This window comes from Streptomyces sp. NPDC059649, from assembly GCF_042734445.1.
In the GTDB taxonomy this organism is placed as follows: domain Bacteria; phylum Actinomycetota; class Actinomycetes; order Streptomycetales; family Streptomycetaceae; genus Streptomyces.
This window is the reverse complement of sequence record NZ_JBHWDV010000002.1, coordinates 58,229-83,750: the sequence shown is the minus strand read 5'-3', so window position 1 is coordinate 83,750 and position 25,522 is coordinate 58,229. Positions and strand designations below refer to the sequence as shown.

At 72.6% G+C, this 25,522-nt stretch carries 27 protein-coding genes and 1 pseudogene; 11 read left to right on the top strand and 17 right to left on the bottom strand.

The genetic code is table 11. From position 1 onward, the window contains the following. Positions 1-83: 83 nt before the first annotated feature. Both ACFV1J_RS03395 and ACFV1J_RS03390 read right to left on the bottom strand, forming a co-directional pair. A complete protein-coding gene (locus ACFV1J_RS03395; RefSeq protein WP_385855517.1) occupies positions 84-557 on the bottom strand; it encodes an SRPBCC family protein in 474 nt (157 codons plus the stop codon). Continuing rightward, complete coding sequence (locus tag ACFV1J_RS03390) at positions 554-1,330, bottom strand: alpha/beta fold hydrolase (RefSeq protein WP_385855516.1); 777 nt, start codon at positions 1,328-1,330, stop codon at positions 554-556. Before ACFV1J_RS03390 ends, ACFV1J_RS03395 begins: the two co-directional genes overlap by 4 nt. Before the next feature lie 64 nt (positions 1,331-1,394). Between ACFV1J_RS03390 and ACFV1J_RS03385 the strand changes: the two genes are divergently transcribed. Beyond that, on the top strand, positions 1,395-2,042 hold the full coding sequence (locus ACFV1J_RS03385) for a TetR/AcrR family transcriptional regulator (RefSeq protein ID WP_385855515.1): 648 nt from the start codon (positions 1,395-1,397) through the stop codon (positions 2,040-2,042). A 121-nt stretch (positions 2,043-2,163) separates the two neighbouring features. Next, a complete protein-coding gene (locus tag ACFV1J_RS03380) occupies positions 2,164-2,865 on the top strand; it encodes a hypothetical protein (RefSeq protein WP_385855514.1) in 702 nt (233 codons plus the stop codon). Between the two features lie 79 nt (positions 2,866-2,944). Here ACFV1J_RS03380 and ACFV1J_RS03375 read toward each other — a convergent pair whose 3' ends face one another. After that, positions 2,945-3,322: a cupin domain-containing protein gene (locus tag ACFV1J_RS03375; RefSeq protein ID WP_385855513.1), complete on the bottom strand. Its 378-nt coding sequence runs from the start codon at positions 3,320-3,322 to the stop codon at positions 2,945-2,947. Positions 3,323-3,420: 98 nt separating this feature from the next. Between ACFV1J_RS03375 and ACFV1J_RS03370 the strand changes: the two genes are divergently transcribed. Further along, entirely contained in the window at positions 3,421-4,338 is a 918-nt protein-coding gene (locus tag ACFV1J_RS03370; protein ID WP_385855512.1) for a helix-turn-helix domain-containing protein, read from the top strand. Here the strand turns inward: ACFV1J_RS03370 and ACFV1J_RS03365 are convergent. Beyond that, on the bottom strand, positions 4,325-4,819 hold the full coding sequence (locus ACFV1J_RS03365) for a MarR family winged helix-turn-helix transcriptional regulator (protein WP_385855511.1): 495 nt from the start codon (positions 4,817-4,819) through the stop codon (positions 4,325-4,327). The genes ACFV1J_RS03370 and ACFV1J_RS03365 overlap by 14 nt on opposite strands. A 130-nt stretch (positions 4,820-4,949) precedes the next feature. On the opposite strand from ACFV1J_RS03365, the gene ACFV1J_RS03360 reads away from it, so the two are divergent. The 4 genes and pseudogenes from ACFV1J_RS03360 (at position 4,950) to ACFV1J_RS03345 (ending at position 8,569) form a co-directional block, all read left to right on the top strand. Next, a complete protein-coding gene (locus ACFV1J_RS03360) occupies positions 4,950-5,414 on the top strand; it encodes a MarR family winged helix-turn-helix transcriptional regulator (protein ID WP_385855510.1) in 465 nt (154 codons plus the stop codon). A gap of 298 nt (positions 5,415-5,712) precedes the next feature. Continuing rightward, positions 5,713-7,032: pseudogene (locus ACFV1J_RS03355) on the top strand (HAD family hydrolase); the annotation flags it as partial. 251 nt (positions 7,033-7,283) lie between these two features. Continuing rightward, a complete protein-coding gene (locus ACFV1J_RS03350; protein ID WP_385855509.1) occupies positions 7,284-7,853 on the top strand; it encodes a trehalose-6-phosphate synthase in 570 nt (189 codons plus the stop codon). 209 nt (positions 7,854-8,062) lie between these two features. After that, positions 8,063-8,569, top strand: coding sequence for a hypothetical protein (locus tag ACFV1J_RS03345; RefSeq protein WP_385855508.1), 507 nt, complete (start codon positions 8,063-8,065; stop codon positions 8,567-8,569). Between the two features lie 84 nt (positions 8,570-8,653). Here the strand turns inward: ACFV1J_RS03345 and ACFV1J_RS03340 are convergent, their stop codons facing one another. Further along, complete coding sequence (locus ACFV1J_RS03340; RefSeq protein WP_385855507.1) at positions 8,654-9,403, bottom strand: L,D-transpeptidase family protein; 750 nt, start codon at positions 9,401-9,403, stop codon at positions 8,654-8,656. A 190-nt stretch (positions 9,404-9,593) separates the two neighbouring features. Here ACFV1J_RS03340 and ACFV1J_RS03335 point away from each other — a divergent pair, with 190 nt between their 5' ends. Further along, positions 9,594-10,103: a DinB family protein gene (locus ACFV1J_RS03335; protein WP_385855506.1), complete on the top strand. Its 510-nt coding sequence runs from the start codon at positions 9,594-9,596 to the stop codon at positions 10,101-10,103. Positions 10,104-10,116: 13 nt separating this feature from the next. Here the strand turns inward: ACFV1J_RS03335 and ACFV1J_RS03330 are convergent, their stop codons facing one another. The 5 genes from ACFV1J_RS03330 to ACFV1J_RS03310 form a co-directional block, all read right to left on the bottom strand. After that, complete coding sequence (locus tag ACFV1J_RS03330; protein WP_385855505.1) at positions 10,117-10,620, bottom strand: metallophosphoesterase family protein; 504 nt, start codon at positions 10,618-10,620, stop codon at positions 10,117-10,119. Between the two features lie 66 nt (positions 10,621-10,686). Continuing rightward, the gene (locus ACFV1J_RS03325; protein WP_385855504.1) at positions 10,687-11,514 is read right to left on the bottom strand and encodes an SDR family oxidoreductase; all 828 of its coding nucleotides are present in this window, start codon (positions 11,512-11,514) and stop codon (positions 10,687-10,689) included. Between the two features lie 218 nt (positions 11,515-11,732). Then, complete coding sequence (locus ACFV1J_RS03320; protein ID WP_385855503.1) at positions 11,733-12,404, bottom strand: hypothetical protein; 672 nt, start codon at positions 12,402-12,404, stop codon at positions 11,733-11,735. Further along, positions 12,404-12,946, bottom strand: coding sequence for an RNA polymerase sigma factor (locus ACFV1J_RS03315; protein ID WP_385855502.1), 543 nt, complete (start codon positions 12,944-12,946; stop codon positions 12,404-12,406). The genes ACFV1J_RS03320 and ACFV1J_RS03315 overlap by 1 nt, the downstream gene beginning before the upstream one ends. Continuing rightward, complete coding sequence (locus ACFV1J_RS03310) at positions 12,943-13,218, bottom strand: hypothetical protein (RefSeq protein WP_385855501.1); 276 nt, start codon at positions 13,216-13,218, stop codon at positions 12,943-12,945. Before ACFV1J_RS03310 ends, ACFV1J_RS03315 begins: the two co-directional genes overlap by 4 nt. Before the next feature lie 766 nt (positions 13,219-13,984). Here ACFV1J_RS03310 and ACFV1J_RS03305 point away from each other — a divergent pair. Next, the gene (locus tag ACFV1J_RS03305; RefSeq protein WP_385855500.1) at positions 13,985-14,701 is read left to right on the top strand and encodes a transglycosylase family protein; all 717 of its coding nucleotides are present in this window, start codon (positions 13,985-13,987) and stop codon (positions 14,699-14,701) included. A gap of 211 nt (positions 14,702-14,912) precedes the next feature. Here ACFV1J_RS03305 and ACFV1J_RS03300 read toward each other — a convergent pair whose 3' ends face one another. Beyond that, positions 14,913-15,347 (bottom strand): CBS domain-containing protein, encoded by a 435-nt coding sequence (locus ACFV1J_RS03300; protein WP_385855499.1) that lies wholly within the window; start codon positions 15,345-15,347, stop codon positions 14,913-14,915. Positions 15,348-15,465: 118 nt separating this feature from the next. Between ACFV1J_RS03300 and ACFV1J_RS03295 the strand changes: the two genes are divergently transcribed. Beyond that, positions 15,466-17,568: a M3 family metallopeptidase gene (locus tag ACFV1J_RS03295; protein WP_385855498.1), complete on the top strand. Its 2,103-nt coding sequence runs from the start codon at positions 15,466-15,468 to the stop codon at positions 17,566-17,568. A gap of 29 nt (positions 17,569-17,597) precedes the next feature. On the opposite strand, the gene ACFV1J_RS03290 is transcribed toward ACFV1J_RS03295, so the two are convergent. Further along, on the bottom strand, positions 17,598-18,215 hold the full coding sequence (locus tag ACFV1J_RS03290) for a maleylpyruvate isomerase family mycothiol-dependent enzyme (protein WP_385855497.1): 618 nt from the start codon (positions 18,213-18,215) through the stop codon (positions 17,598-17,600). 95 nt (positions 18,216-18,310) lie between these two features. Here ACFV1J_RS03290 and ACFV1J_RS03285 point away from each other — a divergent pair, with 95 nt between their 5' ends. Further along, positions 18,311-19,270, top strand: coding sequence for a LysR family transcriptional regulator (locus ACFV1J_RS03285; protein ID WP_385855496.1), 960 nt, complete (start codon positions 18,311-18,313; stop codon positions 19,268-19,270). Here ACFV1J_RS03285 and ACFV1J_RS03280 read toward each other — a convergent pair. From ACFV1J_RS03280 to ACFV1J_RS03260, 5 genes are all read right to left on the bottom strand, one after another. After that, positions 19,249-20,709 carry an SDR family NAD(P)-dependent oxidoreductase gene (locus tag ACFV1J_RS03280; RefSeq protein WP_385855495.1) on the bottom strand — a complete coding sequence of 487 codons (1,461 nt, stop codon included), beginning with the start codon at positions 20,707-20,709 and terminating at the stop codon, positions 19,249-19,251. The two genes, ACFV1J_RS03285 and ACFV1J_RS03280, sit on opposite strands and share 22 nt — an antisense overlap. Positions 20,710-20,845: 136 nt before the next feature. After that, the gene (locus ACFV1J_RS03275; protein WP_385855494.1) at positions 20,846-23,434 is read right to left on the bottom strand and encodes an MFS transporter; all 2,589 of its coding nucleotides are present in this window, start codon (positions 23,432-23,434) and stop codon (positions 20,846-20,848) included. Next, positions 23,431-23,982: a MarR family winged helix-turn-helix transcriptional regulator gene (locus tag ACFV1J_RS03270; protein ID WP_385855493.1), complete on the bottom strand. Its 552-nt coding sequence runs from the start codon at positions 23,980-23,982 to the stop codon at positions 23,431-23,433. Before ACFV1J_RS03270 ends, ACFV1J_RS03275 begins: the two co-directional genes overlap by 4 nt. A 149-nt stretch (positions 23,983-24,131) precedes the next feature. Next, positions 24,132-24,467: a PASTA domain-containing protein gene (locus tag ACFV1J_RS03265; protein WP_385855492.1), complete on the bottom strand. Its 336-nt coding sequence runs from the start codon at positions 24,465-24,467 to the stop codon at positions 24,132-24,134. 14 nt (positions 24,468-24,481) lie between these two features. Then, on the bottom strand, positions 24,482-25,387 hold the full coding sequence (locus ACFV1J_RS03260) for a DMT family transporter (protein ID WP_385855491.1): 906 nt from the start codon (positions 25,385-25,387) through the stop codon (positions 24,482-24,484). Positions 25,388-25,522: the final 135 nt, after the last annotated feature.

Below are 25,522 nucleotides of genomic sequence, written 5' to 3'. Positions count from 1 at the left end.
GTCGGGCCCGTCGTCGCCCACCGTGTGCGTCGACGGGCGTGGGCCGCTCCGGCCAGGGAAGCGGCCCACAACTCCGCGTCACATCAGGGGAGTTGGCAGGCCGCGCACAGTCGTTGCAGCGTGGCCCGCATGCCCGCGCGGTTGCGGGTGGCGCGTCGGCGGGCCGGGGTGCCGGTGAAGAGCAGGCCGAGCGTTTCGGCTGTCCGGGCGCGCCATCCGCCGCGGCGGTGGTCGGTCCAGTACTCGGTGACCCGGGTTCCGCTGCCGTCCGCCGTCGGGGCGAAGCGGTAGCCCCAACGGGCTATCGGCAGCCCGAAGGCGGCGACGTCGAAGGCGAACTCCCGGCCGGGTTCGTCGACCACGATCCGGCAGTGGGTGAACCACACCCAGCCGGCCCGGCGGTTGAACCCCACGAACCGGTCACCGCGCCGCCACACCCCGATGACTTCCGGACTCCACTCCTTCATCCGCCGGAGGTCCGCGACGGCCCCGTAGAGGACGTGCGGCGGGGCGGCGCATTCCAGGGATTCCTCGACGGTCCATTCGCGTGCGGTCATCGTCCGGCTCCTTCGTGCGCCGTGCCGGCCGCGGTGGTGGGGGCGTGGGTGCGGGCGGCCACGACCGTGGCGGCGTCGAGGATCTGGCGCGTGACGGCGGCGGTGTCGGACAGGACGGAGAGGTGTCCGCAGCCGGGCCGTACGACGAGGCGGCCGTCCCGGCAGGCCGCCAGGAAGCGGCGCTCGTCGCGGCGGAGCTGATCGCGGGCGCCGTTCACCAGCCAGACCGGGCCCGGGTAGGCCGCGAGCAGGGACACCGGGTCCATTCCGCAGACGCCCTCGATGATGCTCGGCATCAGCTCGCTGCTCAGACCGCCGGCGACCATGGCCTCGGCCAGCGGGGCGGGGAGCGCACGGCGGAAGGCGTAGGCGCTCAGCCGGTTGGCCCGGTCGGGGTGCCTGCCCGCGAGGCGCGCCGCTGCGCGGTAGGCGGTGCGGAGCAGACCGCGGGGCACGGCGGTGCAGCCCATGGCCATCAGCCCGCTGACGCGTTCCGGGTGGCGGGCGGCGGTGGCCGTCGCGACATAGCCGCCCAGGGACAGACCGATGAGCATCGCCCGGCCACCGACCTCGTCGATGGCGTCGGCGACCGCCGTCACGGCGCCGGGCAGGGTGAACGGTTCGCCGCGCCGGGAGCCGTGGCCCGGCAGGTCCGGTGCGACCACCGGATGACGTGTGCCGATGGCCTGCATCACGGGGTGCCACATCGTGCCGCTCACGCGCATGCCGTGGACGAGGACGAGGGGCAGCCCGGCGTGTGGGGGTGGTGTCATGTCCGGCACCGTAACAGGAAATGCAACGCAACGTTGCGTTGTTTTTCGCTGCTAGGCTTCGACCATGAGCGGAAGTGAGCGGCAGGGCGGAAGTGAGCAGCGCGGTGGACGGGACGAGCGGACCGGGCGCGCCGAGGGAAGGCGGGCCGGTGGGCCGCGGAAGGCGCAGGAGATCTTCGACGCGACGCTGGATCTGCTGGCGGCACACGGTTACGAGGGGCTGACCATCGAGGGCGTCGCCCAGCGGTCCGGCGTCAACAAGACCACGATCTACCGCTGGTGGCCGTCCAAGGGAGCCCTCCTGGGTGCCGCGCTGATCGGCGCGCGGCGGCTCGATTTCGCACTGCCCGACACCGGAAGCCTCCAGGGCGATCTGGTGGCCCTGCTGGAAGCGATCGTCGCCCTGCTGACCGCACCGCCGTCCAGCGACATCGCGGTGGCCACGCTGGGCGCGGTCACCCACAGCCCCGAACTCGCCGTCCACGTAAGGGAGTTCTTCGCGGACCGGCTCGCGCGCGAGCTGCCGGTCTTCGAGCGTGCGGTGGCCCGCGGTGAGCTCGCGGCGGACGCCGACCCCACGCTCCTGGTGGATCTGCTCGCCGGCGCCGCCTGGTTCCGTCTGACGTTGCGCCAACTCCCGCTGGACGAGGCCTTCGTGTCCCGCACCGTCCGTACCGTCCTCAAGGGGGCGGCCACTTCGGATCCCCGTTAAATGGTCCGTTGCACCCTCAACTACAACTTTGCGAATCCTTGGTGTAGTTGACTCACTTTTCACACCAGTCTCAGACGCAACAGCGACGGACACGGAAGAAAGACACGAGGAGCGGGCGCGCATGTACACGTGGAACCGGCGGAAGAGCGAGCGGACCAGCGGCGGCATACGGTCGGTGGGCCGGGGAGCGGCACTCTCCGCGGTGGCGCTGGGACTGGTGACCGCGATGGCCGCACCGGCCGTCGCGGCGGACGACCCGACGCGCGAGCAGCTCATGGCGGACTGCGCCTCCGGCGCGGGCAAGTGCAGCTTCAACGAGCCGGTGCTCGGCAAGGCGTACCTCGGCGACTTCCACCAGGTCTCCGACTCGCTCTTCAACTGCAGCACGTCGGACGCCACGCAGTCCATGGGCTGGTCCGACACCGTGGGGTCGACGGACTCCGCGGGTGTCTCGGTCACCGCCGGCGGCAACATCGCCGGTCTGATCGACCTGAGCGTCACCGCGACGTACAGCCACACCTGGTCCAGCTCGCACACCGAGAACAGCTCCCTCACCATGACGGTCAAGCCCGGTGAGGTCGGCTGGATCTCCCGCGCGCAGGTCATGCAGACGGTCTCCGGCACCTGGCAGACGCACTACGACAGCCCCAAGTGGGGCCACTACTACTGGTTCGTACCGGACACCGTCACCGGTCCCGCGGCCAACGGGACGGACGGGCAGAGCAACGCGGTGACGGTCAAGACCCGCAAGATGACGGCCGCGGAGAAGGCGTCCTGCGCCACCGGCGGCAAGCAGGGGCGGGCGTTCGTGGCGCAGCGCTGACGCCCGCGCCGGTGCCGCCTCCCGGACGACGGGAGGCGGCATACCGCGAGCGGCCCGGCGGGCGGAAGCGGCCGGCGTCCTACGGCTGGTCCAGGACCTCGGCCGCCTTCGTCCTCGGGCCTCCGGCATCACCGGTGTTGAGCGTGCCGGCCGGTTCGAGCAGCAGGATCGCGGTCTCCTCGTCCGCCACCGGGCAGTGCTCGACGCCGCGCGGCACGACGAACAACTCGCCGGGGCCGAGGACCACATCGCCGTCCCGCAGTTGGAGGGTGAGCCGGCCGCTGATCACCAGGAACAGTTCGTCGGTGTCCTCGTGGGTGTGCCAGACGAACTCGCCCTTCAGCTTGGCGAGTTTGACCTCGTAGTCATTGAGATCGGCCACCTTCTTCTGTGACCACAGGTCGGAGAACTGCGCGAGTTTGTCCGCGAGATTGATCGCGACGGGAGCCTTGGGCATACCGGTCCTTCCTTACCGCATATCGGCCCGGACCGTTCGCATCCGGGCTGGTGACAGCCTCGCGGACGCCGCGCTCGCCGGTCTTGTACGTTCCTGACATGACTGCAGACCGGCCCCCGTCCGCCTCCCGGCCCCGTACGCCGGTCCACCCGCCCCGTACGCCGATCGACCCGCCGCGTACGCCGGCCGCCCCGTCCCGTACGTCGGTCACGGCCTGGCGGCCCTCCGTGCCGGGCATCACCGAAGTCCTGCACGCGCACTTCACCGACCACGCCTACCCGGCGCACACCCATGACACCTGGGACCTGATGATCCTCGACGACGGAACGGTCGACTTCGCGCTCGACCGCGACCGTCATGGCGCGACCGGCACCGGCACGGTCGTCCTGCTGCCTCCCGGTGTCCTCCACGACGGCCGGACGGTGACCGCGACCGGCTTCCGCAAGCGGGTGCTCTACCTCGACACCTCCGTGCTGCCCGAGCGACTGACCGGCCGCGCGGTGGACCAACCGTTGCTCGACGACGCCCTGTTGCGCCGCCGCATCCACCAGCTGCACACGGCCCTCGGGCCGGCGGGCGACCCGTTCGAGGCCGAGTCCCGGCTGGCGTTCATCCGGGAGCGGCTGCACGGGCACCTCGCCGACTGGCGGCCGCGTACGCCCGGCCGGGAGGGAAGCCGCCTGGCCGCCGAGTTGCGGGAGTTGCTCGACGCACGCCTCACCACCGGCCTCTCGCTGCAGGAGGCCGCCACCACCCTGCACGCCCACCCGACCCATCTGATCCGCTGCTTCAAACGGGCCTACGGGCTGCCGCCGCACACCTATCTGACCGGCCGGCGGATCGAGCGGGCGCGGCGGCTCCTGCTCGACGGCCGACGGCCGGCCGCGGTCGCGGCGGCGGTCGGCTTCCACGACCAGGCGCATCTGAACCGGCACTTCACCCGGCACATGGGCACGACGCCGGCCCGGTTCGCCACGGGGGCGACCGGCGCACGGCAGCAGGTCAGGTGCCCGTAGTGGTGGCCTCGAAATCGCGGACGAAGCGGGTCAGCAGGCCGGCCAGGGCGACGCGGTCCTCGGTGGACCAGCCGGCGGTGGACTCGGCGATGACCCGGCAGCGGAAGCCGCGGATCCGCGCGAGGACATCCCGCCCGTCCTGAGTGGGGACGAGCAGCGAACGACGGCCGTCCTGCTGATCCGCCGCGCGCCACAGGAGCCCGGCCTCGACGGCCTGCGCGGCCAGCCGGCTCGCCCGCGGCTGGTCGACGCCGAGCAGCGCGGCGGCCTCGGTCACGGTCGGCGCCGCGCCCTGCCCGGCGGCGGACGCGACCACGTCGAGCAGCTCGAAGACCGCGTCAGGCAGTTCGCCATGACGGTCCGTCCGCTCACCGCGCCGCTCCCCCAGCCGGGCCAGCGCACGACGCTGCCGCGAGCGGTGCAGCGCGACCACGGCGCTCTCGATGTCCGCCACTTCTTCCGGAATGCGGTTGCCGCCCATCTGCCCTCCCTGCATAGTGACTAACAACTGCATGTGAGTTTACATGCAAATGACTACCGCAAGCCCTCCCGCATGCCCGCATGCCCGCATGCCCGCATGCCCGCATGCCCGCACCGAAAGGAACTCCCCCATGGACCTCCTGGACCGCCCCCAGCCCGAACGCCCCCTCGGCTACTGGCTCACCCACCTGCACAACCTGCTGGAGACCCACTTCGCGGCCACCCTCGACGACCTCGGGCTCAGCCGTCGGCACTGGCAGGTCCTGAACACCTTCAGCCGTGCCGACCGCACCACCCACGACGACCTCACGACGGCCCTCGCGCCCTTCTGGACGAACGGTGAACCGGAACTCGACGGCCTACTGGACGAGTTCGCGGCCCGCGGCTGGACCCGTCGCGACGCGCTTCCCGGCCTGACCCTCACCGACGCGGGCCGCGCCGTGCACGCGGAGGCGGCGGCACGCATCGCCAGCGCCCGTACCACCGTGATGACGGGCCTGACGCCGGAGCAGTACACCGAGGTGATACGCATCCTGTCGGTGATGGCGGACAACGTCGCGGCGGACCTTGCCGCCCGCGCGCCTGAGGGGGCATGACCCAGGCATTTACCAGGCGTTTCCCAAGCCCGCACTTCGGGCCGTACCGACCGGTGGAGGACTGCCTTTCGGCCAACTCGCCGCGCCTACAGGTTTGTTGCGCTGCGTGGCTGCCTACAAGTCCCGCCATGACGGATGGGCGGGGCGCGGTGGACGGCCGGGTGCCGGTGGCCGGGGCCGAGGTGCTGGGCGCCGCGCGCCACGAGGGGCTGGACGAGCGGGGCTGTCACCTCGTGCACCACGGCTGAGCGTCTTCGCGTTCCACCCACCCACGGCGTTCGAGGACTACGGGGGCTCCATGACATCGCTGCGATCGGAAGCGCGGTCCGCCCCCGCGCCGAAGGTGCTCGTCACCGATCTGGACGGCACCCTGCTCGGCGGTGACCGGGTGGACCGGCGGCGGTTGCGGGCGGCGCTGGACCGGCACCCCGAGGTGACCGTGGTGTTCGCCACCGGCCGCTCGCTGGCGTCCGTCGAGCGGATCCTGGCCCGGGACCCGCTGGTCCCCCGGCCCCGGTGGATCATCGCCGACGTCGGGGCGAGCGTGATCGACGGATCGGACCGGAGCCGCGTCGACGTGGTGCAGAACCAGCTGCGCGAAGGCTGGCCGGGACACCGGCGGGTGCGTGAGCGGATGGCGCGGTTCCCGGAGCTGGCGTACCAGGAGGGAGTGGTCCAGGAGGGCCGCTGCTCGTTCTTCCTGCGCCCCGGGCAGCTCTCCGACGACATCACCGCTGCGGTAAGGGAGTTGGGCTGCGGATGGACGTACTCGGCAGGGCGGTACTTCGATGTGCTGCCGACCGCGGCGAGCAAGGGCCGGGCGCTCGCCCTGCTCGCCCGTAAGCTCCAGTGGTCCATGGAGTCGGTGCTGGTGGCGGGCGACTCGCTCAACGATCTGTCGCTGTTCGAACTCGGCGCCCACGGCGTCCTGATGAGCGGGGCGGAGCCGGATCTGCGGGAGCGGATCCCGGACCGCGCCGAGGTGTACCGTCCGGACCGGGCCGGCGCGGCCGGCATCCTCGCCGCCCTGGAAGGCCTGGGCTGGGTCGAGCGTACGCACGCCGTGGTGGTGGGGTACCACCGGCCGCCGGTGCGCTGGGCCGACGGGCGGTGGCGGCGGCCGGTGAGCCCCAACGGCGTACTGCCCACCCTGCAGGGCCTGTTCGGCGCCGACGTGCCGGACGGGGTGTGGGCCACCGCGCTGGTCGAGGACGGCACCGCACCGCACACCGCTCCCGGGCCCGTACGCCCGCACCGCACCGGGCTTCCGCTGGCGTTCCTGCCGGTGGACGGCGAGGAGTGGAACCGGTACTTCCACCGCGCCTGCAAGGAGACGCTGTGGCCGGTACTGATGTCGCAGCCCGGCCGGATGCGGTACAGCGCCGCGGTCTGGCGCCACTACGAGCGGTTCAACGCCCGCTTCGCCGACCACCTCAGCGCCCATGCGGCTCGTGACGCCACGGTCTGGCTGCACGACTACAACCTGTGGCTGGTGCCCGGCATGCTGCGCGCCGCGCGCCCGGATCTGCGGCTCGGGCTGTTCCACCACACGCCCTTTCCGCCGCCGGACGCCTTCGACCGGCTGCCGACCGCGGGGCAGCTGCGCGACTCCCTGGCCTGCCTGGACTGGGCCGGGTTCCACACCGAGGCGTTCGCCGGCCGTTTCCGGCAGGTGCTGGCCGGCGCCGCGCGGATGCCCCGTACGGGTGTGCATCCGCTGGGCATCGACCGGCGGGCCGTCGAAGAGCTGGCCCGCGCGCGCAGCCTCCGCGCCGGTGCGGCCCCTGGCGGGCCGGCCCTGATCCTGTCGGTGGAGCGGCTCGACTACGCCAAGGCGCCACTGGAGAAGGTCCGGGCGATCGGCGCGCTGTGCTCACCCAACGCCCGTCATTGTGCGGCGAGTTGGTGTTCCGACTGGTGTGCCCTCCGCCGGAGCCCGGGATCCGGATCCATGACGCCACCCGGGCGGCCCTGGAGCGGGCCATCGATGAGGTCAACGACCGCTGGCGCAGGGGCAGTTGGCGACCGATCGACTACCTTCCGCGGGCCCTGCCGTTCGCCGAGGTGGTCGACCACTACCTCGCGGCGGAGGTGTTCTGGGTGGCCTCGCTGCAGGACGGGATGAACCTCACCGCGAAGGAGTTCGTCGCAAGCCACGCCGCGACCGGCCGTTCCGGGGTCCTCATCCTCTCCCGGCACACCGGCGCGGCCGCCCAGCTCGGCGCCGCCGCGCTGCTCACCGATCCGCGCTCACCACAGGACCTCGTCGACACGCTGCACCGGTCGCTGACCATGACACCCGGCGAACGCGCCGCCCACCTCGGACGCCTGGCGGCGCTGCTCGACGATCCGCCGCCCGCCCGCTGGGCCCGCGACATCCTCACGGCCATCCACGAGGCGGCGGAGCCCCGTAAGTCCCGGCCGCAGTATCTGACATGACGGAGCGTCAGTACAGCACCGATGCCGATTCCGGCCCGGCATCGATGCCGGCCTGACCGAATTTCCGACCTCACTCAGGGTGCACGGACACGCACAGCGGGTATCACCCCTGCGCACCACTTCTCCGCACCACTTCTTCGCACCCTCCCCCTTTTCTCGCTCCACTCCCCCTTCGCGCCCCTACCCCTCCGCGCCCCCGGGAGCCGCTCATGAAGCACACCCACCCCCAGCCCGGCGACATCGGGCTCACCCGCATCAACGGCGTCACCGGCCGGCTGATCCGCTTCGGACAGTGGATCAACGGCGACGGCTTCGCCGACTACGAACACGCCTTCCTGGTCCTGCCCGACGACCAGCTCCTGGAGGCCGAACCGGGCGGGGCACGCATCCGGCCGCTCGCCGAGTACGACGGCGCCGAGGTGCTCTACGTCTGCCCGAAAGGACTCACCGAACGGCAGCGCGCGGCGATCTGCCGGGCCGCCACGCGCTATGTCGGCGTGCCCTACAGCTTCCTCGACTACCTCGCGATCGCCACGCACCGGTTCCATGTGCCCGTTCCGGGCCTGCGCCGCTATGTCGCCAGCACCCGGCACATGATCTGCTCCCAGCTCGTCGACCAGTGCTACCAGGACGGCGGGGTGCACCTCTTCGCGGACGGCCGCTGGTCCGGCTATGTGACACCGATGGCGCTGCACACGCTGCTGGCCACCGACTGAGCGGGCCGACGACCGGCCGGGGGCGACGGTGCGTTCCGTGCCGCCGTCGCCCCCGGCCGTGTCCGGGCCCGTCGACCGGCCCCGTCACGTGCCGGGCTTGCGTCCGTAGACGTAGACGTCGTCGCCGGTGCGCAGCAGGGACCAGTACTTCGCGGCGTCGCCGCTGCGCATGTTGACGCAGCCGTGCGAGCCGGGGGCCGACCAGACGTTGCCACTGATGGAGTGGAAGGCCTGGCCGCCGTCGAAGAACTGGCTGTAGGGCATGGCCACGTGGTAGAGCGTCGAGACGTGGTGCAGATGGCGCCAGTAGATCTTCTTGGCGCCGGTCCGGGTCTCGTACCCGTCCCGGCCGCTGCGGATCGGCACCGGCCCGTACACCAGCCGGGAGCCGTCCTGGATCCAGCTGAGCTGGCGGGTGAGGTCGACGCAGGCGATACGGCCCCGGTCGGTCGGGCAGTGGCGGTCCTTGTTCGGGTGGTGGCCGGCCGCCCGCTGCTGGGCGACCAGCTTCATCACTCCCCAGGTGACCGGCCCGGCGTAGCCGATGTTCGGGGTGATGCCGTGGCTGGTCTGGAAGGCCCGGATCGCGCGGCAGTCGGCGGCCGACTGGCGGCCGTCCACGGGCAGTCCGAGGAAGCGCTCGGCCTGCTTCTGGTAGGGGCCGCGGGAGGCGGTGCAGGCGGAGGCCGCGGTGGCGGCCTGGGCCGGGGAGCCGAGGGCGACCGTCAGCGGAACGGTCAGCGTGGTGAGGGCGAGCGCGGCGGCGACCCGGCGTCCGGCACCGGCCCGCCGCGGTATGCGCCGTGGCATGCGCAGCGAGAATCGTCTTTTCATGCCCGGTAGGACTCTTTGCCCCACCCGCGGGTTGCAGCCGTGACCGACCCGAAATACCGGTTACGCCGGATCCGGCCGCCGGTGGCCACCGTGGTGGTGACGCGGACGGAGCGGCCTCCCACGATTCGTGCGCCGGGCTTGCGACGATGGGCGCGCCGCGGGGGGACTCCGTCGCCGCCAAGGAGGCAGTATGACCGCCAGCACGGACCTGCTCGTCGATGCCTTCGGCCGTGTCCGGGAGGCCGTCGAGGAGGCGGTCACCGGACTCGGTCCGGACGAGCTCAGCACCCGGCCCGAGGCCGACGCCAACTCGATCGGCTGGCTGGTCTGGCATCTGACCAGGATCCAGGACGACCACCTGGCCGGCGTCGCCGGCACCGAGCAGCTGTGGACGACGGACGGCTGGTACGAGCGCTTCGGCCTGCCGTTCTCCGCCGATGACACCGGTTACGGCCACTCCCGCAAGGAGGTGGCGGCGGTGAAGGACCTGAGCGAGGAGCTGCTGACCGGCTACCACGAGGCCGTGCACGACAACACGGTGCAGTATCTGGCCGGGGTCGCCGACAAGGACCTGAAGCGGGTCGTCGACCGGTCCTGGACGCCGCCGGTCACCATGGGCGTCCGCCTCGTCAGCGTGATCGCCGACGGTCTGCAGCACGCGGGGCAGGCGGCGTACGTGCGGGGGCTGCTGGGGTACTGACGGCCCCGCCGGTTCAGGTCCTCGGGGGCAGGCGGTGCAGCTCGACCTCGGTCAGCCGGCCGGATGCGACGACGACGGTCATGTACGTGCAGTACGGCTGGCGTCGGCGGTCGGTCGGGGAGCCGGGGTTGAGCAGGCGCAGCCGGCCGTCGGCGACCGAGTCCCAGGGGATGTGGCTGTGTCCGAAGACCAGGACGTCGAGGTCGGGGAAGCGGGCGGCGCAGCGGCGCTCCCGGCCCTGGGCGGGGCCGGTTTCGTGCACCACGCCGAACCGCAGGCCCGCCAGATCGGCGTGGGCCACCTCGGGCAGCCGGGCGCGCAGTTCCGGGCCGTCGTTGTTGCCGTACACCCCGATCAGCCGCCGGGCGCGGGCCTGGAGCAGGTCCAGGGTGGCGGTGTCGACCCAGTCCCCGGCGTGCAGGACGGCGTCGGCGCGCGGTACCTCGTCGAGCAGCTGGGGCGGCAGGGTCTTGGCGCGCCGGGGTAGGTGGGTGTCGGAGAGGAGCAGGAGTCGCACGAGGCGACGGTAGCCCTCCCCCGGCCGCCCGGCACGTCGGCGTGCGCCCCGCCTGTGCGCCCCGGGTCAGCGTTCCTGGGCGGTCGGCCGGACGGTGATCTCGTTGATCGCGACATGGGCCGGCTGGGTGATCATGAAGGTGAGGGAGCGGGCGATGTCCTCGGCCCGCAGCCAGCTCTCCTGCGGGACGCCGTGGGCCGCGGCGGCCTGGCCGTCGAGTGTCATCTCCGTGGTGGTCAGGCCCGGTTCGACCAGTCCGACCCGGACGCCGCGTCCGGTCACCTCCTGCCGCAGCGCTTCGCTGAAGGAGCACACCGCGTGCTTGGTGGCCGAGTAGACGCTGTTGTCCTTCCGGGGCACCCGGCCGGCGACCGAGCTGACGGTCACCAGATCGGCGACGCCGCGCGGGCCGTCGGCCGCGGCGCGGAGCAGATGCGGCAGCGCGGCGTGCGACATCCGCAGGACGGCGCGGAGGTTGAGGTCGACCATCCGGTCCCAGTCCTCGGGGTCGCTGGTCTCGACGGGGTTGCGTGCGCCGTAGCCGGCGTTGTTGACCAGGACGTCGAGCCGTCCGAAGCGTGCGACGGCCTCGTCGACGGTGCGCTGTGGCTGGGCGGGGTCGGTCAGGTCCGCGGCCACGGCCAGGGACGGGCTGCCGCCCAGCGCGTCGAGGGCCGCGGTGAGTTCCGTCAGCCGTGCGCGGCGGCGGGCGACCAGCGCGACGGAGGCGCCCGCGCGGGCCAGTGCCCGTGCGGTGGCCGCGCCGATGCCACTGGAGGCGCCGGTCACCAGTGCCACGGCGCCGGCCAGCGGTGCCCGGCCGGCACCGGCGGGCGGTACGGCGGTCCCGGCCCGGTCGCCGGCGCTGCTGTGGTCGGTCTCTCCGGTGTGCATATCGGCCGCTCCTCCTGGTCGTCGGGGTGAAGACCGTGCTGGTGGCTCGCGCGGGGACGTGATCGCCCGCTCGTGGGGCGAGCCTTGCCGGTCGCGCCCTGCCCGTACCCCTCCTCGGGGCGGATTCACCTGGGAGCGCCGTGGCGAGTGGTGTTGCGGCCCATGGGTGGTGCCCGGCAGGCATGGCGTGCCTGCCGGGCGCTGGGTTGCGGTGCGGGTCAGTGGGCGGCGAGTTCCAGCGGGAGGTGGTTGTGCTGGAGGAAGGACTGCAGGGTGCGGTCCCAGGTACGGGCGAAGCCCAGGGCGAGTTCGGTCGTGCCGCGGACCGGGAGCGGGAGGTGCCGTTCGGCGGCGAAGCCCATCATGCGGGCGACGGCGCGCCAGAGCCGGGCGTCGGTGGTGCGGCCGACCGCGGCGTGGTGCACGGCGAGCAGGTGGGCGGCGAGCTCGTCGCCCGCGCCGGCCGCGAACCGCCACCAGTACAAGGCGCTGTCCCACTTGTCGAGCGTGTAGAGGAGGCAGGCGAAGGTCCGTGCGCCGGCCGCGTCGTAGTCGGCCGCGAAGGCGCCCAGGGTGTCGATGTCCTTGGACCGGAGCACGACGTGGCACAGCCGCCGGGCCTCCGCGAGGACGGCCGCGGGCGGGACGCCGGGGTCGAGGAGGGGGGTGGGCCGGCGGCGCCGGCGCCCGCGGGCGGCTGCCGGGCGTACCGGCGCGGGACGGACGCCGCCGACCGGCCCGCGGGTGACGGCTTCGGGGTCCCGGCCGGTGCCGGCGGCGATGCGGGCGGCCAGCCGCTGGGTGAAGGCCACCGGGTCGTGGTCGGCGAACTCCCGGCCGATGGCTTCGGCCTGCCGGCGCAACAGGTCGAGTAGCAGGTCGTCGGGCATCACGCGTCCTCTCCGGTCCCGTAGGAACCGTTCGTCATGATCTCTTTGAGCCGCTGTAGGCCGATGCTGGTGCTGACCTTGGCGGCGCCCGGGGTGGTGTGCAGCCGCTCGGCGATCTGCTCGTAGGAGAGGCCCGCGAGGTGGCGCAGGCGCACGGAGTTGGCCTGCAGCGGCGCGGTGGCCTCCAGTTCGTCCAGGGCGAGGTCGAGCGGTTCGCAACTGCGCAGCTCCTGGAGGTAGGCGGTGTCCGGCGGGTCGGCGTAGGGCTGGACCCGGCTGTTGCGGATCTCGCGGCGGTAGAAGTCGGAGATCACGCCGTGCAGGATCGTGTACGTCATGGCCTTGGGGTTGACGTGGGCGAGGATGCGTTCCCATTTGACGTACATGCGGCGGCCGGCTTCCAGCGTGGCCTCCTCGGCGTCCCGGCGGTCCCGGAGCCGGGACGCGGCGACGGAAAGGAGGGCCTTCTGTTCGCGCTGGAAGAAGACTTCGAAGTCCAGTGGCAGATCGGTGGGGCTGGCCAGCGGAGAGTGCTCGTTCACCGGCTCTCCTCACAGGGGGAGCCGGCCGGTGACCGCAGCGGGGGTGGGATGAGGTCCGGGAACGCGCCGGGGTGCGGGCGGTACGGGCCGAGGGGGCCGCGCGGGCCCGGCCCGGCGTACGGACGGGCGGGGGCGTACGGGTGCTCCGTGCGGGCCTGCGAGGCGGTGCGGACCACGCGGCGGACAAGGGCGTCGAGTCCTGTGGCGGTCAACCGGTAGGCGCCGACCAGTGCCAGCGCGTACCAGGGCCATTCGTGCCGCAAGTGCTCCACGAGCCCTCCCTTCTTGTGAGGTGCAGCCCCGCTCCGCGTCGTTGCGGAGGGGGCGGAACGGAAAGGCGTTCCTGTCCCTCTCACCGATGGGAGGGGCCCTCAGGGTTAATCAGGCTGCGCACAGAATCAGCAGAAAGTGATCGATCAATTGCACACTGTGCTCCGACCTGCACTTTTGTTCATGCGACGTGATCAATGCCACATTGACGCGAGGTTTCATCACCGGTAACTAGCGTTCGAAACCTGGCCGTTGGGTTCGCGCCGAACGCGACGGTGCGTCAGCAGCACCGGATTCCCGGCCGATACGGGCGGTGGCCCGCACGCCCCGCGACCCGACGGGCCGTAGCACTGGCCAAAGGTCCGTGCGCGGTGCATGCGTGCCTGCGCAGCGCATGCACCAAGAGGTCCGGATGCGCTCGGCGGACACCCCCCGGGGCGGGTGAGTGATCGCCGGCGATCCCCGAGGGATGCGCCACGGCACGAGGGATGCGCCCCTGCCGGTCACCGCGGGTCCGCCCCCAACAGGCATGGCCGCTCCCCCACGGCAAGGGGGCAGGGCGGGCCGCGGCGGCGCTACCGCGCGCTCTGCCGAGCCGAACTCGGCGCATGGTTGTCTCTTGCCCGTCGAATTCAAGGCGCCGCACCGGGAATTGCCGACGAGGGCACGAGCACCTCGCACCACCGCCCTCGGCCGCGAAATCCGATATGGCGTCAGGTTCCCTGAACAGCCGCCAGGAAGCTGCGCGGCGGGCGAGGAGAGCAACGCATGGAATTTCCTCAGGTAACGGAATCGACCACCCGGGGTGAGTTCCGGGGCAACGGCGTCCGGGGCATCACGGCGGCGGCCGTCCTGCTGGCGGCCGGCGCGCTGAACGTGGCGGCCGAGCAGCCCGCCGACGCGATCAGCAGCGGCACCTGGGACCGGCTGGCCGGGTGCGAGAGCGGAGGGAACTGGCGGATCGACACGGGCAACGGATTCTCCGGGGGGCTCCAGCTCGCCCACCGCACCTGGCGCTCGTTCGGCGGCCAGGCGTACGGCTCACGGGCCGCGCACGCCACCCGCGCCCAGCAGATCCACGTGGCGGAACGGGTGTTGGCGCGCCAGGGCTGGGGGGCCTGGCCCGCCTGCTCGGCCCGGCTGGGACTCAACTCGGCGGCCCGGCACAGCACTCCACGGACCGGCACTGCGCACTCGGCACCCCGGCGGCACGTCCAGGCGCCGGCCCACCACCGGGCGCGGCACCCGCAGTTCCACGAGAAGCGCCACCACGAAAAGCGCTACAAGGCCCTTCGGCACCGGAGTACCAGCGGCTCGATCGTCGTCAATTCCGGCGACACGGTGAGCGGTATCGCCGCCGCCCACGGATTCCGCTGGCAGGAATTCTACCGGGTCAACCGCAAGGTGATCGGCGCGAATCCGGACCTCATCTTCCCGGGCACCCGGCTCGCCGTACCGCGCGCACACTCCGGCTCCGCCGAGTGAATTCGGTAGCTATCGAAGAGGGTTGGGAATTCCTGGACTCCTGGATTCCCGGCACGCCGGAACATCCGGGTGACCCGGCCGACCGGGTATCCGGATGACGCACGGTGAGGGTCGCAGGCCGTCCGTGGCGCCGCGGACGGCCTGCCCGCATGCCCGGCCGACGGCCGGGCCGGCAGGCGGACGTGTGCGAGCCGCGCCGAGGCGTGCGACCTCAGGCGGTCGCGTACACGCGGGTGGCGAACTCGGCGATCTGGCGGTCGCTGAGGTTCTTGGCGAGGTTCTGTTCGGTGATCATCCCCACCAGGCGGTGGCCACCGGCGACGTCGATCACCGGCAGACGCTTGATGTGGTGGTTCTCCATGGTCTTGAGGACCTCGTTGGCGTCCGCGTCGGCGTCGATCCAGTGCAGTTCCCCGCCCAGCGAACCGGCCTGCACGGTCGCCGGATCCACGCCTTCCGCGCAGCAGGTGATGACGATGTCGCGGTCGGTGACCATGCCCATGAGCTTGTTGTTGTCACCGCAGATGGGCAGTGCCCCGACCTCCAGGTCGCGCATCATCTTCGAGGCGTCCTGGAGCGATTCGTGCGCGCCGATACAGCGCACACCGCCGGTCATGATGTCTCGCGCTCGCAGCTTGCCGGCCATGATTCCTCCTGTCTCAGGAGCGTTGCTTGCCTCGCCCTTCGATGACACCACGAAAGGCCCCCCGACGCTTCCCGGGAACGGGCCCGGCCGCGCGGCCCCGGGCGTAGGGTCGGAGCCCGTGACGTCGAATCCCTTCTTCGAGCCGAGTGATCTTCCCTACGAGCTGCCGCCCTTCGCGCGGATCCACACCGATCACTATCCGCCCGCCTTCGCACGCGGCATGGCCGAGCAGCTGGACGAGGTCGCCGCGATCACCGGCCGGGCCGCGCCACCGACCTTCGAGAACACCGTGGAGGCACTGGAACGCAGCGGCGCGCTGCTGGACCGGGTGCGCCGGGTGTTCTTCAACAAGGCCGGGGCGGACACCGACGACGCGATCCAGGCGCTGGAGGCGGAGATCGCGCCCCGGCTGGCCGCCCATGACGATGCGCTGCTGCTCGACCCCGCTCTGTTCGCACGTCTCGACGCACTGCACGCCCGGCGCGAGCAGCTCGGCCTCGACCCGGAGCAACTGCGGTTGCTGGAGCGCCACCACACGCTCCGGGTCCGGGCCGGCGCGCGGCTCACGCCCGTACAGCAGCGGCGGTTGCGGGCGATCAACGCCGAGCTCGCGACCCTGTCCACGCGGTTCGAGCAGAACGTACGGGCGGCCACCGCCGACGCGGCGCTGATCGTGGACAGCGCCGCGGAACTGTCCGGACTCCCCGAGGACCAGATCGCCGCCGCGGCGGAGCACGCCCGGGAGCTGGGCCACCAGGGCCGGTTCGCGCTGGTCCTGAAGAACTTCACCCAGCAGACCGAGCTGGCCGCGCTGGACGACCCCGCGCTGCGGGAACGGCTGCTCGCCGCCTCCCTGGGGCGCGGCACGGACAGCAACGGTCCGGTCGCCGTCGCACTGGCCCGGCTGCGCGCCGAACGTGCCGCGCTGCTCGGCCATGCCAGCCATGCCGCCTGGGAGGTCGCCGACCGGACGGCCGGCACCACGGACGCGGTGGAGGAGATGTTCGCCCGGCTGACCGGGCCCGCGATGGCCAACGCCGAACGGGAGGCCGCGGCACTGGCCGAGGCGGCCGGGGTGCCGCAGATCCGCGCGGCCGACTGGCAGTACTACGCGGAACGGGTCCGCAAGGAGCGGTTCGACCTCGACGCGGCCGACCTGCGGCCGTACCTGGAGCTGGAGACCGTGCTGCGCGACGGGGTGTTCCACGCCGCCGGGCTGGTCTACGGGATCACCTTCACCGAGCGGCCGGACCTGGTGGCGTACCACCCGGACGCCCGGGTCTTCGAGGTGCACGACGCGGACGGCGGCCCGCTCGGGCTCTACCTCGGCGACTTCCACTCCCGCCCGTCCAAGCGGGGCGGGGCCTGGATGAACTCGCTGGTCCTGCAGTCCCGTCTGCTGGGGCAGCGGCCGGTGGTCGTGAACAACCTGAACGTCGCCAAGCCGCCGGCCGGCGAACCGGTGCTCCTGACCTGGCGCGAAGTCATCACGCTGTTCCACGAGTTCGGGCATGCGCTGCACGCGCTGTTCTCGGACGTCCGCTATCCGTTGCTGTCCGGAACCCAAGTGCCGCGGGATTTCGTGGAGTTCCCCTCCCAGGTCAACGAGATGTGGGCGGAGTGGCCCGAGGTGCTGGCGCACTACGCCCGGCACCACCGCACCGGCGAGCCGATGCCGGCCGAGCTGCCGGCCCGGCTGCGCGCGGCGGAGACCTTCGGCGCGGGCTTCCGGATGGTGGAGCACCAGGCCGCCGCGGTGCTGGACTGGGCCTGGCACTCACTGTCCGCCGGCGACGGCCTGCCGGGCGCGGACGAGGCCGGGGCGTTCGAGGCGGCCGCCCTGGAGCGCGCGGGCCTGGCGTCGGCGGCGATCCCGCCGCGGTACCGCACCGGCTACTTCAACCACATCTTCGCCCACGGCTACGCGGCCGGCTACTACGGCTACCGCTGGGCCGAGGTGCTGGACGCGGACACCGTGCGGTGGTTCCGGGAGAACGGGCGGCCGGTCCGCGAGAGCGGGGAGATCTTCCGCCGGGAACTCCTCGCCCGGGGCGACAGCGTCGACGCCATGGCGGCGTTCCGTGCGGTGGTCGGCCGCGATGCGGACATCGCGCCGCTGCTGGCCCGGCACGGTCTCGACGGTCCAGGAACGGACGGTCCCGGGACGGACGGTCCCGGCACGGACGGTCCCGGCACGGACGGTCCCGGGCTGGACGGCTGATCCGGCGGCCGCGGGCAGGTCCGGGCTGCTCAGGCGGCCAGGAACCGGTCCTGCCGCTCACCGCGCAGACGGCCCGCCGGGAGCTTGCGGCCGAAGGCGACCAGCAGCAGGTCCTGGGCACTGCCGGTGAGCGGGGTGCCGGTGCCGAAGGACCAGTCGAGGTCGTCGGCGTGCAGGGCGAGGCCGCGGAGGTCGGCGCCGAAGAACTTGGCGGACCGCAGGGTGACGTGGTCCAGCAGCACGCGCAGCCGGTCCTCGGGGACGCGGCGGTCGATCCCGAGGGCGACGGTGATGTCGAGGCCGTGCACGACGTCGTGGCCCAGCGCGGCGGCGATCCCGCCGACCGGCGGCTTCCAGGGGTGGTGCGCGTGCTCCCGCAGGAAGCCGGCGAGCTGCCGCGGGGTGGCGGCCGCCGCGTCCTTGCGGGCGAGCCGGTCGGCCATCTTGTTGATGTTCCCGCCGGACCTGAGGAGTTCGGCCGCCACCTTGGGCAGCGGGTAACGGAAGCCCATCGACATATGGGCCGCGACCTCGCGCACCCGCCAGCCCGCGCACAGCGTCGGCGCGTCCCACCGCGCGTCCGGCAGGCCGTCCAACAGGTCGGCCAGCTCCCGGCGTTCGGCCGCTATCGCCGCTTTGATGTCCATACCGTCAAGGATCTTGTTCCGTCGGCCATAAGTCCAAGAGCGGTTGGTTCTGCCTCCCAGAAGCGGTGGTTATGGGGGTGGCTAGGATCGCCGGCATGGAACTCCATCAGCTCCGGTACTTCGTCGCGGTCGTGGAGGAGGGCGGTTTCACCCGGGCCGCCGCCCGGCTGCATCTGGCCCAGCCGGGGGTGAGCGCGCAGATCCGGCAGCTCGAACGGGAGCTGGGGCAGCCGCTGTTGGACCGTTCGGGCCGCCGGGTGACGGTGACGGAGGTCGGCGAGGCGGTCCTCGGGTACGCCCGGACCGCGCTCGCCGCCGTCGACGGGATCCGGCACACCGTCGACGAGTTCACCGGGCTGCTGCGCGGCCGGGTCGCGCTCGGCCTGGTCTCGGGCGCCGCTCTCGACGCCTTCGAGGTGCCGGCCCTGCTGGCCGACTTCCACGACGCCCACCCTCAGGTGGAGATCTCCCTCACCGAGGACTCCTCGGAGCGGATGCTGGCCGCGCTGCACGGCGGGGAGCTCGACCTCGCGGTCATCGGCCTGGCCCAGGAGGAGCCGCCGCCGGGCATCTCGCTGCGGCTGGTGGTCGACCAGCCGCTGGTCGCCGCGGTGGCCCCGGGCGATCCGCTGCTCACCCCGCCGGACCGGACCGGCGTACCGCTGGCCGAGCTCCGGGGCCGTCCACTGATCAGCCTGCCGCGCGGGACCGGTCTGCGCGGGGTGCTGGAGCGGGCCTGCGCGCAGGCCGGCATCCGGCCGCGGATCGCGTTCGAGGCGGCGGCCCCGGCGGTACTGGCACAGCTCGCCGCGCGCGGGCTCGGGGTCGCGGTGATCCCGGCGCTGCCGCCGGCCGCCGCGGCCGAGTACGGGCTGCGTACGCTCCCCCTCACCGATCCGCGGCCCCGCGGCCGGGTCGCGCTGGCCTGGCGGACGGCGGGCCCGGCCACGCCCGCGGCCCGGGCGCTGCTCGACCGGCTGCGCACGGCCCTGCCGGTGCCGCCGGCCGCGGCGGACGGCGGGCCGTCCCGGGATCACCAGGGGCTGGGCGCGTAGTCCTTGAGGAAGCAGCCGTGCAGGTCCTCGCCCTGTTCGCCGCGGACGATCGGGTCGTAGACCCGGGCCGCGCCGTCGACCAGGTCGAGCGGGGCGTGGAAGCCCTCCTCGGCCAGCCGCATCTTCTCGGGGTGCGGGCGTTCGTCGGTGATCCAGCCGGTGTCGACGGCGGTCATGAGGATGCCGTCGGTCTCCAGCATCTCCCGGGCGCTGGTGCGGGTGAGCATGTTCAGCGCGGCCTTGGCCATGTTGGTGTGCGGGTGGCCGGGGCCCTTGTAGGCGCGGCTGAACTGCCCTTCCATGGCGGACACGTTGACCACGTACTTACGGCGCGCGGGGGATCCGGCGAGCGCCGGGCGCAGCCGGCTCACCAGCAGGAACGGTGCGGTCATGTTGCACAGCTGGACCTCCAGCAGCTCGACCGGGTCGACCTCGTCGACCCTCTGGATCCAGCTGTTGGTGGCGTGCAGGTCCGGTACGAGGCCACCGGCGTCGATCGCGGTGCCCGCGGCGATCCGGGCGGGGGTGGCGGAGCCGGTGGTCAGGGCGAGCGCGGTGACGTCGTCGGCGGTCAGTGCGCCGGGGGCGCCCGGGCCGGCGGTCAGCGCCGTGGGGGTGCCGCTGCCGAAGTGGCCGAGGACCAGGGAGGCGGGCAGTTCGCCGGCCGGCAGCGGCGCGGACTCGGCGGCGAGGAGCTGCCCGTACGCCTCGGGTGAGCGGCGCACGGTCTGTGCGGCGTTGTTGATGAGGATGTCGAGCGGGCCTTCGGCGGCGACCGCGTCGGCGAGCGCGAGGACCTGCGCCGGGTCGCGCAGGTCGATGCCGACGATCTTCAGCCGGTGCAGCCAGTCGCCGCTGTCGGGCATGGCCGTGAAGCGGCGGATCGCGTCGTTGGGGAAGCGGGTGGTGATCGTGGTGTGCGCGCCGTCGCGCAGCAGCCGCAGCGCGATGTACATGCCGATCTTGGCGCGGCCGCCGGTGAGCAGGGCGCGCCGGCCGGTGAGGTCGGTGCGGGCGTCGCGGCGGGCGCGGTTCTCCTTGGCGCAGTCGCGGCACAGCTGGTGGTAGAAGGCGTCGACCTCGGTGTAGCGGGCCTTGCAGACGTAGCAGGAGCGCGGGCGCTGGAGGATGCCGGCGATCTCCGTGCTGACGGAGCTGGTGAGGGCCAGGCCCTGGGTCTCGTCGTCGATCCGGTCGGGTGCGCCGGTGGCGGTGGCCGCGGTGACCGCCCGGTCGTTGGCCGTCTTCGCCGCCCGGGACTCCTGCCGCCGGCGCTGTTTGACCTTGCGGTAAATGCCGGAGGTGGCGCGGCGTATGGTGATCGCGTCGGGGTGGTCGAGCGGCAGCGCGTCCAGCTCTTCGAGCACGCTCAGGCAGATGGCCATGCGCTCCGCGTCGATGCCTGTGCCTTCGGCCCGGCCTGTTTCGGTCACCGTCATCGCCGCTGCCGCTTCCTGGATCGTGTGTTCGGTTGCTGTACCGGCGGAACTGTACGTAGCCGGGGCCCGGTCCGCCAAACCGGTGCGGGGCCCGGCACGCTCGCGCACCGGGCCCCGCACACCGCCGACGGACCGGTCAGTTCACCGCCTCATGGCTCAGTTCGATGTCGCAGTCGGTCTGCCCGGCCGCGCCCAGCCGCAGCGGGGTGGCGACCGGCGGGTACCCGCTGGCGATCACCGTGTAGTCGCCGCCGTCGAGGTCGGTGAAGACGTACTCGCCGTCCTGGCCGCTGGTGGCGGTGCCGATCACGTTGCCCGCCGGGTCGAGCAGGGTCACCCGGGCGTCGTCCACCGGGGCGCCCTGGGCGGTGCGGACGGTGCCGCGGACCTGGGCGCCGAGGGCCAGCCGGATCTCGTACCAGTTGCGGGTGCCGGCGGTGACCTCCACCTGGAGGGCGGACGGGCGGTGCTGCTCGGCGCTGACGGCCAGGGTGTAGCTGCCCGGGGTCAGTTCCCCGAAGGCGAAGCCGCCGTCCTGGCCGGCCACGCCGGAGGCCACGACCTCGCCGCGCACATCGGTCGCCACGACCAGCGCACCGGCCACCGGCTCGTCGCCCTTCTCCTCGCGGACCTCGCCGGCGAGCCCGGCGACGCCGCCGAGGACCAGGTCGTAGGCGAGCGGTGCGTCGCCGACCACGACGGTCACGGCCTGCGGCTGCCGGGCACCGGCGGAGGCGATCAGCACATAGGTGCCGGGGCCCGTGGTGGGCAGCGCGTAGCCGCCGTCGTCGGTGGTCTGCGTACGGCCGAGCTGCCGGCCGCCGACGCTGATCAGGGTGACCGCGGCGCCCGCCACCGGCTGCCCGGTGCCGTCGCGGACCGCACCGCGGACGGCCGGGCCGGTGGCGTCGGCCGCGGCGGTCGCCGGGGTGTGCGCCGGCACCGGTACGGCGTCGTCGGCCGGGGTCTTCTCGGGTGCGGCCGCTTCGGCCGGCTCGGCCGGTGCCTCGGCGGTTTCCGCGGCGGGCGGGGCCTCGCCGTTGGCCTCGGCCTCCGCCTGGGCCCGCGCCTGCAGTCCGGAGATCTGCCGCAGCGGCACCTCCTTGATGAACCACATCAGTACGAAGGCCAGCGCCACGACGACCGCGCCCATGAGGAACACGGTGTGCATCGAGTCCGCGAAGCCGCGCTTGAACGGCTCGGCGAGGCGCGGGTCGAGCTGCTGGATGAACGACGAATCGCTGAGCACGCCGGAGGAGTTGCCGTTGCCGGGGTGCTTGAGCATGTCCAGCACCGGCTTGTTGGCCGGGTCGCGCAGGACGGCGGGGTCGTGCAGCGCGGCCTGGAAGCGGTGCGTGCCCGCCGCCTGCCGGAACGCCGAGGCGATCTTGTCGCCGACGGTGCTGAACAGCACCGACAGGAAGATCGCGGTACCGGCCGTGGCACCCATCTGCCGGAAGAACGTGGACGAGGCGGTGGCCACTCCCATGTCCCGCGGCGGCACCGCGTTCTGCACCGCCAGCACCAGGGTCTGCATACAGCCGCCCAGGCCGAGGCCGAAGACGAGCATGTAGACCATGGTCTCCCACAGCGGGGTGTCCCACTGGACGCGGAAGTGGAAGAGCAGCATCGCCGCGATCATCAGCGCGGTGCCGACGATCGGGAAGACCTTGTAGCGGCCGGTCTTGGCGGTGATCTGGCCGGACGCGATGGAGGCGATGAACATGCCCGCCATCAGCGGCAGCATCTCCAGCCCCGACCGGGTGGGGCTGGCGCCCTTCACGATCTGGAGGTACTGCGGGATCATCAGCATCCCGCCGAACATCCCCATGCCGATCAGCACGGACAGCAGGCTGGTCTTGCTGAAGGTGCCGTTGCGGAACAGCCGCATCGGGATCAGCGCGTCCTCGCCGATCCACCGCTCCACGAAGATCCAGGCGATGATGCCGACCACGCCGATGACGTAACAGGCGATCGACCGGGACGAGTCCCAGCCCCACTCCCGGCCCTGTTCGGCGACGAGCAGCAGCGGGACGACGCCGACGGAGATGGTGAACGCGCCCCACCAGTCGATGCGGTGGTCGCGCCGGGTGTGCGGGATGTTGAGGACCTTGGCGACGACGAACAGCGCGATGACGCCGACCGGCACGTTGACCAGGAAGACCCAGCGCCAGCCGGTGATGCCGAGCAGCTGGTCCTGGCCGGCCAGCGCGCCACCGATCAGCGGTCCGGCGACGCTGGAGGTGGCGAAGGTGCCGAGCATGTAGCCCTGATAGCGGGCGCGTTCGCGGGGCGGGACGATGTCGCCGATGATCGCCAGCGCCAGCGACATCAGACCGCCGGCGCCCAGCCCCTGCACCGCGCGGAACGCGGCGAGTTCGGTCATCGAGGTGGAGAAGGTGCACAGCACCGAGCCGACGACGAAGATGCTGATCGCGGCGAGGTAGTAGGGCTTGCGGCCGTGCAGGTCGGACAGCTTGCCGTACAGCGGGGTGGCGATCGTCGAGGTGATCAGGTAGGCGGTGGTCGCCCAGGCCTGCTGGCTGAGGCCGTGCAGATCGTCGGCGATGGTCCGGATGGAGGTGCTGACGATGGTCTGGTCGAGCGCGGCGAGGAACATGCCGAGCATCAAGCCGCTGAGGATGGTGAGTATCTGACGGTGGGTCAGTACTCCGGACCCGGGTATCGCCTTGGCTCCCGCCTCGGGCGGGGAGGTGGTGCTCATGTACGTATCTCTCCCTGCTCCACGGCGGCACCCTGGTCTCCCCCGGGACCCAGCCGTGTGTGTTGTCGTGTCGCCATGTCCTCGTTGAGCCGGCCCAGCAGCCGGATCAGGTCGGCCCGGTCCTGGGGCGACCACGGCGCGAGGAGCTCGGCCAGTTCGGCGTCGCGCTGGCGCCGGTAGTTCTCGAACGCGGCCCGTCCGGCGTCGGTCGCGGTCAGCAGTGACCCGCGGCGGTCCTCCGGGTCGGGACGGCGGGCCACCAGGCCGCGCTCGACCAGCGAGCGCACCTGGCGGCTGACCGTGGACAGGTCCAGGAACGCGTCGGCGGCCAGGTCGGTCGCCCGCCGGTCGCCGCCGACCACCAGCCGGGCCAGCAGCACCCGGTCCGCTGCGCCGCCGTCGGTCTTGGCCCGCTGCTTCCAGGCCGCGAGCAGCCGGGAGAAACGGACGATCTCCGTTCCCAGCCCGGCCGCCGCCTCTTCCAGCGCCGATTCGACGGTGATCGGCGGGGCCGCCCGGTCACATCCCGGAACAAGACCCTTACTCATCGTGTTGATCCTTAGCGGTGAGGCATCGATCCGGCTCGATCCGGCCGAACAGATTGCTTGTACCTAGCAAGCTTAGCCTCCCGGGGTCGGATGCAGTGCGCCGGGGTGGAGGCGTTCAGGGGCGCCCGGCCGGCGGCCCGCGGCGCGTCTCACGGGGCCGGGGCCGCGCACTCCTCCGTGGACTTGACCACGGTGAGCGTGATCCTGCGGTCGTCCATCGGGGTGCCCGGGGCCGGGTCCTGGCCGCAGACCTTCCACGAGGCCGGCCAGAGCACGAGGCGGCCGGCTCCGCGGCCGTCCCGGAACTGGATGGTGGTGTTGTAGTTGAGGTCCCCGTAGGCGGCGACCAGGTTCTTGCCCCTCACATCGGGCATCGGCCGGCCGTCGGCGCGAGCCGGGGCGGCCGGGCCGAGCAGGGAGACGGCGAGGGCCGCGACGGCGGTGGCCGCGGCGAGGACGGTTCTGACGGTGCTGGTGTGGTTCACCTCCGGTGAACGAATCAGCGCGCGGGCCGGTCACCTACCGCCGAAGGGGTGTCCTGGCCGGTGACCACGTCCCTGGTCAGTGCGACGCGGGAGAGGTACAGGGCGCCCCACAGGACCAGGGCGATGCCGGCGCATTCGGGGATCAGCCACCAGCCGGTGCGGACCCGTTCGTCGAAGAGGGTGACGCCCAGCGACAGGCTCACCAGCGCGTCGCCCAGGGTGAGAACCGGCTGGGAGGCGGTCAGCGGTCCGGACTGCATGGCGTTCTCGAAGAGGAAGAGGGCCCCCACCCCGACGAGCGCGAAGCCGTAGGTCTGCCAGGAGGCGAAGAACGTGGCCGGGCCGCCGGTCTGCCAGGCGTGCGTGGCGTCCTTCATCAGGGCCGCGGTCAGGGCGTAGGAGACGGCCGCGGCGGCGGCGAAGCAGGCCGCCCGTACACCGCCGGACCCGCGGCGCAGCGCGGCGCCGACCGCCGTCCCGACCACCGCGGCGCAGACCGCCAGGGCGAGCACCCAGCGGTCGAGCGGGGCGTGGTCGGTGCCGAGGGTGGGGGCGGCGGCGGCCAGCGCGGTGCCGAGGCCGACGACGATCAGCGCCACGCCGGTCCAGCCGCCCCGGGAGATCCGCCCGCCGAGCAGCAGCCGGCCGATGAGCAGGGCCAGCGGGAGTTCGAGGACGAAGATCGGCTGGACCACGGACAGCGCGCCCTGGGAGAGCGCCAGCGCCTGGAAGCAGGCCGCGGCGATGACGGCGAGCATGCCGCCGATCCAGGCGGCCCGGTGCAGCAGGTCGACGAGCAGGCCCAGGCGCAGGCCGGGCGCGAGCGGGACGGTGCGGGCCGCACGCCGCTGCAGCACCGTGGCCAGCGCGTTGCTGGCCGCGGCGAGCAGGGCGAAGAGCACGGCCGGCCATGTGGCCATGCGGCAACCTCCCGGGCACGGCGGCTGAGCCTCAGGGCTCCGACGCTAACCGCAGGCGGTGCGGTCGGCCTGCCGACACGGAGGCCGGTGGCCCGGTCGGCGGCACCGCAACGGGCACAGCCGTTCGGTGGCAGA

Coding starts and splice junctions, on each gene's coding strand:
- ACFV1J_RS03395 (WP_385855517.1), bottom strand. CDS start 557: ATGACCGCACGCGAATGGACCGTCGAGGAATCCCTGGAATGCGCCGCC.
- ACFV1J_RS03390 (WP_385855516.1), bottom strand. CDS start 1,330: ATGACACCACCCCCACACGCCGGGCTGCCCCTCGTCCTCGTCCACGGC.
- ACFV1J_RS03385 (WP_385855515.1), top strand. CDS start 1,395: ATGAGCGGAAGTGAGCGGCAGGGCGGAAGTGAGCAGCGCGGTGGACGG.
- ACFV1J_RS03380 (WP_385855514.1), top strand. CDS start 2,164: ATGTACACGTGGAACCGGCGGAAGAGCGAGCGGACCAGCGGCGGCATA.
- ACFV1J_RS03375 (WP_385855513.1), bottom strand. CDS start 3,322: ATGCCCAAGGCTCCCGTCGCGATCAATCTCGCGGACAAACTCGCGCAG.
- ACFV1J_RS03370 (WP_385855512.1), top strand. CDS start 3,421: ATGACTGCAGACCGGCCCCCGTCCGCCTCCCGGCCCCGTACGCCGGTC.
- ACFV1J_RS03365 (WP_385855511.1), bottom strand. CDS start 4,819: ATGGGCGGCAACCGCATTCCGGAAGAAGTGGCGGACATCGAGAGCGCC.
- ACFV1J_RS03360 (WP_385855510.1), top strand. CDS start 4,950: ATGGACCTCCTGGACCGCCCCCAGCCCGAACGCCCCCTCGGCTACTGG.
- ACFV1J_RS03345 (WP_385855508.1), top strand. CDS start 8,063: ATGAAGCACACCCACCCCCAGCCCGGCGACATCGGGCTCACCCGCATC.
- ACFV1J_RS03340 (WP_385855507.1), bottom strand. CDS start 9,403: ATGAAAAGACGATTCTCGCTGCGCATGCCACGGCGCATACCGCGGCGG.
- ACFV1J_RS03335 (WP_385855506.1), top strand. CDS start 9,594: ATGACCGCCAGCACGGACCTGCTCGTCGATGCCTTCGGCCGTGTCCGG.
- ACFV1J_RS03325 (WP_385855504.1), bottom strand. CDS start 11,514: ATGCACACCGGAGAGACCGACCACAGCAGCGCCGGCGACCGGGCCGGG.
- ACFV1J_RS03320 (WP_385855503.1), bottom strand. CDS start 12,404: ATGCCCGACGACCTGCTACTCGACCTGTTGCGCCGGCAGGCCGAAGCC.
- ACFV1J_RS03305 (WP_385855500.1), top strand. CDS start 13,985: ATGGAATTTCCTCAGGTAACGGAATCGACCACCCGGGGTGAGTTCCGG.
- ACFV1J_RS03300 (WP_385855499.1), bottom strand. CDS start 15,347: ATGGCCGGCAAGCTGCGAGCGCGAGACATCATGACCGGCGGTGTGCGC.
- ACFV1J_RS03290 (WP_385855497.1), bottom strand. CDS start 18,215: ATGGACATCAAAGCGGCGATAGCGGCCGAACGCCGGGAGCTGGCCGAC.
- ACFV1J_RS03285 (WP_385855496.1), top strand. CDS start 18,311: ATGGAACTCCATCAGCTCCGGTACTTCGTCGCGGTCGTGGAGGAGGGC.
- ACFV1J_RS03280 (WP_385855495.1), bottom strand. CDS start 20,709: ATGACGGTGACCGAAACAGGCCGGGCCGAAGGCACAGGCATCGACGCG.
- ACFV1J_RS03275 (WP_385855494.1), bottom strand. CDS start 23,434: ATGAGCACCACCTCCCCGCCCGAGGCGGGAGCCAAGGCGATACCCGGG.
- ACFV1J_RS03270 (WP_385855493.1), bottom strand. CDS start 23,982: ATGAGTAAGGGTCTTGTTCCGGGATGTGACCGGGCGGCCCCGCCGATC.
- ACFV1J_RS03260 (WP_385855491.1), bottom strand. CDS start 25,387: ATGGCCACATGGCCGGCCGTGCTCTTCGCCCTGCTCGCCGCGGCCAGC.